This is a genomic window from Bradyrhizobium sp. Mp27 (assembly GCF_029953005.1).
GTDB lineage: Bacteria > Pseudomonadota > Alphaproteobacteria > Rhizobiales > Xanthobacteraceae > Bradyrhizobium > Bradyrhizobium barranii.
In genome coordinates this window covers 58,266-64,810 of sequence record NZ_JASAUS010000041.1, presented here as the reverse complement: position 1 = coordinate 64,810, position 6,545 = coordinate 58,266, and the positions used below count along the sequence as shown (strand labels likewise).

6 protein-coding genes are annotated in these 6,545 nt (G+C 61.5%); 5 read left to right on the top strand and 1 reads right to left on the bottom strand.

Annotated elements, in window-relative coordinates; translation table 11 throughout:
• Window positions 1-564: 564 nt before the first annotated feature.
• Entirely contained in the window at window positions 565-921 is a 357-nt protein-coding gene (locus QJT78_RS21700) for a hypothetical protein (protein ID WP_240537580.1), read from the top strand.
• Window positions 922-962: 41 nt separating this feature from the next.
• On the opposite strand, the gene QJT78_RS21695 is transcribed toward QJT78_RS21700, so the two are convergent.
• A complete protein-coding gene (locus tag QJT78_RS21695) occupies window positions 963-2,093 on the bottom strand; it encodes a murein L,D-transpeptidase family protein (RefSeq protein WP_028152227.1) in 1,131 nt (376 codons plus the stop codon).
• A 364-nt stretch (window positions 2,094-2,457) separates the two neighbouring features.
• Here QJT78_RS21695 and QJT78_RS21690 point away from each other — a divergent pair, with 364 nt between their 5' ends.
• The 4 genes from QJT78_RS21690 to QJT78_RS21675 all read left to right on the top strand — a co-directional run bounded on the left by QJT78_RS21690 (window position 2,458) and on the right by QJT78_RS21675 (window position 6,146).
• Window positions 2,458-3,438 carry an ABC transporter substrate-binding protein gene (locus tag QJT78_RS21690; protein WP_028152226.1) on the top strand — a complete coding sequence of 327 codons (981 nt, stop codon included), beginning with the start codon at window positions 2,458-2,460 and terminating at the stop codon, window positions 3,436-3,438.
• A 133-nt stretch (window positions 3,439-3,571) separates the two neighbouring features.
• Complete coding sequence (locus QJT78_RS21685; protein WP_193375944.1) at window positions 3,572-4,186, top strand: TetR/AcrR family transcriptional regulator; 615 nt, start codon at window positions 3,572-3,574, stop codon at window positions 4,184-4,186.
• Window positions 4,187-4,272: 86 nt separating this feature from the next.
• Window positions 4,273-5,133 carry an EamA family transporter gene (locus QJT78_RS21680; protein WP_028152224.1) on the top strand — a complete coding sequence of 287 codons (861 nt, stop codon included), beginning with the start codon at window positions 4,273-4,275 and terminating at the stop codon, window positions 5,131-5,133.
• A gap of 143 nt (window positions 5,134-5,276) precedes the next feature.
• Window positions 5,277-6,146: an alpha/beta hydrolase gene (locus QJT78_RS21675; RefSeq protein WP_080586577.1), complete on the top strand. Its 870-nt coding sequence runs from the start codon at window positions 5,277-5,279 to the stop codon at window positions 6,144-6,146.
• Window positions 6,147-6,545: the final 399 nt, after the last annotated feature.

Here is a 6,545-nt window from a genome sequence, read left to right as displayed (position 1 = left end):
GGCGATCGCGGTATTGAGTGTCTGGGACATGGCGTGCTCCTTGTCTTGGCGCCCCTGGCCAGCTTATCGCTGGCGGGGCAGGAGCACGGCCGGACCATCCCATTAGCGGACGTGCGTCGCGGTCGCAGCGATATCCGCCTACTGTGCCGACATCGAAATTAATAGCGTGTTGACGATCGGAGCGGGCGGATTTGTCATCTCGGGCGGAGATACTGCCGCGTCGTTGAGATTGCGGACCGGGCGCTGCGATGCGGAGGGCGTGCTTAGGACCAAACTCAACTTCTCCAGCATGCGCCGGAACTCGTGATCATACGACGCGTCGACATCGCGCATCGTTGAAAGCGATGTGACGAAATATTCCTTTAATCGGTCGATCGCTTCTCCATCTCCATAGAGAACACAAGCACTGTTGGCCTTTCATATCCGGTGGTGAGTGAGCAAGCTTAGACTCTGCGGTACCGGGGCGGCGATGTGTGTGGCCCTGGAGTGGCTACTACGGGCCCAAGTTTGGCGTGCCTTGACGTGTTCGGCGTGTGGGACTTCCACTGCGGGATTAGAAGTAAGATGAACAATCACCTTCGGCATGCAGCGCTTGCTGTATTCACTGTCATGCTGCCGATCTTTACAATCGGTCATGCTCGCGCCCACGATTATCAGCACCCCGAGTTGAACAGCTGGTATGAGAGCTTGCACAGTGGCAAAGGGCCTTGCTGCGATGGCAGTGATGCGAAGCGCGTTGATGACGCCGATTGGGAAACTAAGAACGGTCACTATCGCGTACGCCTTGATGGCGAGTGGGTTGATGTTCCGAACGAAGCTGTCGTGGATGGACCGAACCGCGCTGGCCGTACGATGGTCTGGCCTTACTACCTAGATGGCCATCCGAAGCCGCGCTGCTTCATGCCAGGGAGCATGGGCTGATAGCGAGCGCAGGGATGCAAGCCTGAAGTAGTCCGGGCGCTCTAGCACCCGTCGTCTCCTTCCACGACGGTCGACAGGAAGCTGGAACGAGCCAGGTCACATGCAATCGGTTTCGAGAACGAGGTGCCAAACCATCTACTCGTCAACGAACCATCGTTGGTGACCCAGGGGATCGGCGGCAGTTGCGGCAGATAAGATGCATACGGCATCACTTTCGCAAGCGTCACTCTGACCAGATACTTTGCTAGAAAAGCCTCGTTCATTCCGCCGTCCAGTCCGCTATAGATCGGGGCTTCCGGCACGTTGTCATTGAGCAATCGTGCGAATTCGAGTTCGTCGGTACGGCGCTTCTCAAGCGCCCGTCGCGCAATTTTGGAATCCACGACAAACGCGGGGCATTTATCGGTGGGACTGAACACGAGAGGATACGGCGAATTTGGCGGAGCTTGCGCATCGAACACATAGCGTCGATTGCACACGTCCACCTTAGGTTCGAGATGCGTCGTCTCGAAGTGATCGTTGCCGACTTTGAGCATTTTCCAGAAGGAGAGGTTCGGGCTATTTCGATGCTGCGCCAGGTTTGCCGGCGTCAGGCGGAATGGATAAGCCTGGACCTGAAAGGACGGTCGGCCGCCGAGCGAGTCCCGCGCTAGCGAATAGATCTCGCTTATCTGTTCGTCGGTCATGGCATAGCAACCGCTCGATGAGCAGTCGCCATGGATCATGAGTAAGCTGCCGTCGCGATTGTTTGCTTTGTCGAAGCTGTTGGGAAAGCCGACGTTGATCGCGAGATGGTAATCGGAGTTGGGATTCATCAGCTCGGGAGTAATCGTATAGAACCCCTCTGGAGCCTGACGGTCACCCTCCTTCAGTTTCGGCCCGAGATCCCCCGACCACCGACAGATCGGGTACACCTTGAGGATTTTGAAGAGGCCGGTGGTGTCCTGTTTCCAGACTTCGAGCTCCGCCTCTTGCTTGAAGACGCGCACAAGGATAGGCGAGTATTTTGGCATCTTCTTTTGTCGGAGCAGCGAGAGCAACTCGGGTGGTAGCTCCTTTGTAGCCTTGGTCGGCAAGCGGTTGCTGTTTTCGCCAAGGCAGGTGGCCGGCGACAACGCCGCGAAAAAGGCTGCAGTCAGCACAAGCGCACGGAGTGCCGTGGCGCCGATCATGACCTTACTTCGGGCGTGGAATCTGCTCATTTGGGTAGCGTGTAGTCAGCGGGTTCGTAAGGCAAGCCCAGATGGACGCAGTCACCCGAGAAGTTCGAGCTTATCGTTGGCCTTGGGGATGCCAAGACGCTCGGTCTCGTCGTCCGCTTCTGGCCCATCAGCGAAGTGGCGACACCTTTCATTGAGGTCCGCTTGGTGGGGTAGAGCGGACTGACTTTGCTCACTCTGAGTTCTTCGCATTTTGACCCATAGCCGTCCTACGCCACGCGCCACATTCGCGACGCAGCATTTGCAGCCGCAGAGTGCAACGGCTATCGAGACGTGATACTTTGCGCCCTCGTCCTTACGCTGCGATGAGGGGCGAATGAAACGGCGGGAGTTCATAGCGGGCACTGCGGCGCTGCTTGTTTCGCCAGGTTATTCGCGTGCGCAGGGAAAACGCCGTCGGCTCGGCTTTCTCGCTGTGGGAGATGGAAGCGGGAAAGCCCTTAATCAAACCGAACTGGTGTTTCTCGATGCGCTGAGGAGCCTCGGCTGGATCGAGGGAAAAAATCTCGTCATAGAGTATCGCTTTTCCCAACCCTCGGATCGACTGGCGGCTTCCGTCGCCGATCTGATTGCCCTCAGTCCCGAGTTGCTCATCGCTCCGGGACCGCAGGCGGCCGTAGCGCTGAAGTCGGCAACAACCACCATTCCGATTGTATTCGTGAGTGTGGCCGATCCCGTGAAGCTTGGTCTCGTGCAAAGCCTGTCGCGCCCCGGAGGCAACGTGACGGGCCTTTCAACCATGGTACCGGACGACTTCCTGGCGAAACGTCTCGAAATCCTTCGAGAACTTGTTCCCGGCGCCTCCAAAATCGCGCTCCTGGTCAATCCGGCCAACCCAATGCAAAGGATATATCTCGCAGAAGACGTACCCCGCATAAGCCGGGAACTGGGCGTGGCTTTGATGCCGGTCGAGGCGGCCACGGCCGACGAGCTCGACGCCGCCTTTGCGTCCGCTGCCGCCGGGCACGCCGATGCGATCATCGATTTTGGCGATACGCTCACCTATGTCCAGGCTCCGCGGATTATCGCGCTCGCGGCGAAGTATCGCCTGCCGGCAAACTATCTGTTCCGGCACTATGCTGATGGCGGACTGTCGGTGTACGGAGCCGACGCCCGCGATCTGTTCCGCCGCGCGGCGAGCTACGTGGACAAGATACTCAAAGGTACCAAGCCTTCTGACCTCCCGGTGGAACGGCCAACCAAATTCGAGCTTCTGATCAACATGAAGACCGCCAAGGCGCTCGGCCTCACCGTGCCGCCCTCGTTGCTTATCCGCGCCGACGAGGTGATCGAATAGCGACGACGATTGCGGCGGTGCATGTGTCCGTTCATGGCCCCGCGGCAGCCATTTCCGCGTTCGAAGCTGACGCCGGCTTTCGTCCCGAAGCGGGCACTTGCGATTTAAAGACCGATCGGTCTATATTTGGATGATGATCCGCCAAACCCCAGTGCAGTCGCCCCGTGGCCGTCCCCGAAGCTTCGATTTGGACGCCGCGGTCGAACGCGCGATGGGGGTGTTCTGGTCGCGCGGCTATCACGCCACGGCGCTGCCGGACCTGCTTCGGGCCACAAAACTCTCGCGTGGCAGCCTTTACGCCGCGTTCGGCGACAAGCACTCGCTCTTCCTGCGCGCGCTCGATCGCTACATTGCCGATGCCGTGACACGGATGGATGTCGAGCTCGCCCCCCGCAGGGAGCCGATCGACGCCCTGCGGGCCTATCTTGCCGGCTATGTCGATCGCACCAGCGGTGCCAACGGCCGGCGCGGCTGCCTGCTGGTGGCCACGGCCATGGAGCTGGCCGGCCAGGATGCCGAAGTCGGTCGTCGCGTCGCGGGCTTCTTCAGGGAAATGGAGGCCCGGGTGGCCGATGCCCTATCCCGTGCGAAGGTGGCGGGCAAGCTGGCCGACGGTGTCGATCCCGCGAGTGCCGCCAAAATTCTGGTCTGTTTCGTCGAGGGCCTGCGCGTGGTCGGCAAGACGGCGCCGGCGCGGGCCACATCGCAAGCCACCGCTGAGGCTCTGCTCGATCGATTCGTCAGGTAGCAACCCCATCAGGTCAACACACCCCGGACGCCTCCGCACTTGGTGCGCCAATATCTGGACCGATCGGTCGTGAAAGGATAGATGCCATGTCTGCCATCCAGATCGTCTGCGCGGTAGCCGTTCCCCTGCTCTGGGGTTATCAGTTCGTGGCCATCAAGGTGGGCGTTGCGAAGTTTCCGCCGCTGTTCTTCCTCGCGCTGCGCTTCCTCGCGATCGCACTGCTGCTCGTTCCGTTCGTCAAACGGCCGACGCGCGAGCAGTTCGGCCCTGTCGTCGCGATTTCGATCTTCCTTGGTGGCCTGAACTTCGGCCTGTTCTATGTCGGCCTCGGGCTCGGCTCGGGAAGCATGTCGGCCGTCGCGTATCAACTCGCCACGCCCTTCACCGTCCTGCTGGCCTGGCCGTTGCTCGCCGAGCGGCCGTCTCTCACCACGTCCGCCGGCGTGCTGCTCGCATTCGCCGGCGTTGTCGTGCTGGCAGCGGAGCCTGGCCTGTCGGCCAACGGGCTTCCGCTGCTGCTGGTGGTCGGGGCGGCCTTCGCATTCGCGGTGTCCAACGTCCTGACGAAGCGCTACGGCCCTTTCGATCCGCTGATGTTGATGGGATGGTCGTCGCTGTTCACGGTGCCGCAGGTCATGTTGATGTCGCTGCTGCTCGAATACGGACAATTGGCGAGCCTCGTCACGGCCGACGGACGCGGCTGGCTGGCGCTCGCCTACACGATTTTCATCGGCGGAATTGTCGGGTTCGGCCTCTGGTTCTGGCTGATCGGGCGCTGCTCCATGGGCCGTGTCGCGCCCTTCGGCCTGCTGCTTCCGGTGTTCGCCTTGACGTCGAGCGTGCTGTTCCTTGGCGAGCGCATGACCCCGAAGTTGATCGCCGGCGGGCTGCTCGCGATCGCAGGCGTTGCGATGACACAGGTCAGACCTAGCGCGCGCCCCATTTGAGCCCGGACGTTGCGTTGTGGCATCGACATCTGCCCGGCAATGGAGATCACGAGGCTTCACGTCTCGGTGGTGGACCGTGTTGCGACGTGACGCCCCCAACTTGCCGTGCGCTAATATCCGGTGGTCGAACAGGAGGGCGTATCATGATGTTTCGCAATCTTCTCGCCGCGCTTGTCGTCACGGTCGCGATCAGCGCGGCACATGCGGCGCCGCAATGGCTGAACCTGCCGCCGACGCCGACCCTGCCCAAGGCGACGCAGAGCGGCTTCGCGCCCGTCAACGGCATCAAGGTCTGGTACGCAATTTTCGGCCGCGGCGAGCCCGTCCTGTTGCTGCATGGCGGCCTCGCCAACGCCAACTATTGGGGCCACCAGGTCCGCGCGCTGCAACGGCACTATCAGGTCATCGTCATGGACAGCCGCGGGCATGGGCGCAGCAGCCGCAATCAGGAGCCCTATGGCTACGATCTGATGGCCTCGGACGTGGTCGCCCTGCTCGATCACCTGAAGATCAGGAAAGCTGCGATCGTGGGCTGGAGCGACGGCGCGATCATCGGCCTCGACATCGCGATGAAGCATCCGGAGCGGGTGAGCAGGCTGTTCGCCTTCGCGGCGAACTCGGATCCGTCAGGCGTTGCGGATATCGCGTCGAGCGACGTCTTCAACGCCTACATCGCGAGAGCCGGCGAGGAGTACAAGCGCCTGTCGCCGACCCCGACCGAGTACAAGGGCTTCGTCGCCGAGATTACCAAAATGTGGGAGAGCCAGCCGAAATGGACGGCGTCGGATCTCGCGACGATCAAGGTCCCGACCTGGATCGTGGACGGCGACCACGACGAGGCGATCAAGCGCGACAACACCGAGTTCATGGCGGCGAACATTCCGGGGGCCGGCCTGCTGATCCAGCCGGAGGTCAGTCACTTCTCGTTCCTGCAGGATCCCGAGCAGTTCAGCGACGACGTGCTGCGATTTCTGGAACGTGGCGGTGAGAGGCCCGGAGCGGCAGCGAAGTGAGATCTCGTAGGGTGGGTAAAGCGAAGCGTGCCCACCAGTTCAGTGGCGACGGCCGAGAGATGGTGGGCACGGCGCTGTGCGCCTTTGCCCACCCTACGAGACCGGAGCCTCGTGGCGACGACACGCGCCCCCGCTCGTGTCCCGGACGCGCTGCAGCGTGCAACGCTGCTGCGCTGAGCCGCAACGTTGTCATTGCGAGGAGCGAAGCGACGAAGCAATCCAGACTGCTGCCATGGAAACACTCTGGATTGCTTCGCTGCGCTCGCAATGACGGAATTCGTGGCGACGACACGCGCCTCTCTCGTGTCCCGGACGCGCCGCAACGTGCAACGCTGCTGCGCTGAGCCGGGACCCAGAAGGCTACACGGCAAGATGCGGAGACATGGGCCCCGGCTCTGC

Coding starts and splice junctions, on each gene's coding strand:
- QJT78_RS21700 (WP_240537580.1), top strand. CDS start 565: ATGAACAATCACCTTCGGCATGCAGCGCTTGCTGTATTCACTGTCATG.
- QJT78_RS21695 (WP_028152227.1), bottom strand. CDS start 2,093: ATGATCGGCGCCACGGCACTCCGTGCGCTTGTGCTGACTGCAGCCTTT.
- QJT78_RS21690 (WP_028152226.1), top strand. CDS start 2,458: ATGAAACGGCGGGAGTTCATAGCGGGCACTGCGGCGCTGCTTGTTTCG.
- QJT78_RS21685 (WP_193375944.1), top strand. CDS start 3,572: ATGATCCGCCAAACCCCAGTGCAGTCGCCCCGTGGCCGTCCCCGAAGC.
- QJT78_RS21680 (WP_028152224.1), top strand. CDS start 4,273: ATGTCTGCCATCCAGATCGTCTGCGCGGTAGCCGTTCCCCTGCTCTGG.
- QJT78_RS21675 (WP_080586577.1), top strand. CDS start 5,277: ATGATGTTTCGCAATCTTCTCGCCGCGCTTGTCGTCACGGTCGCGATC.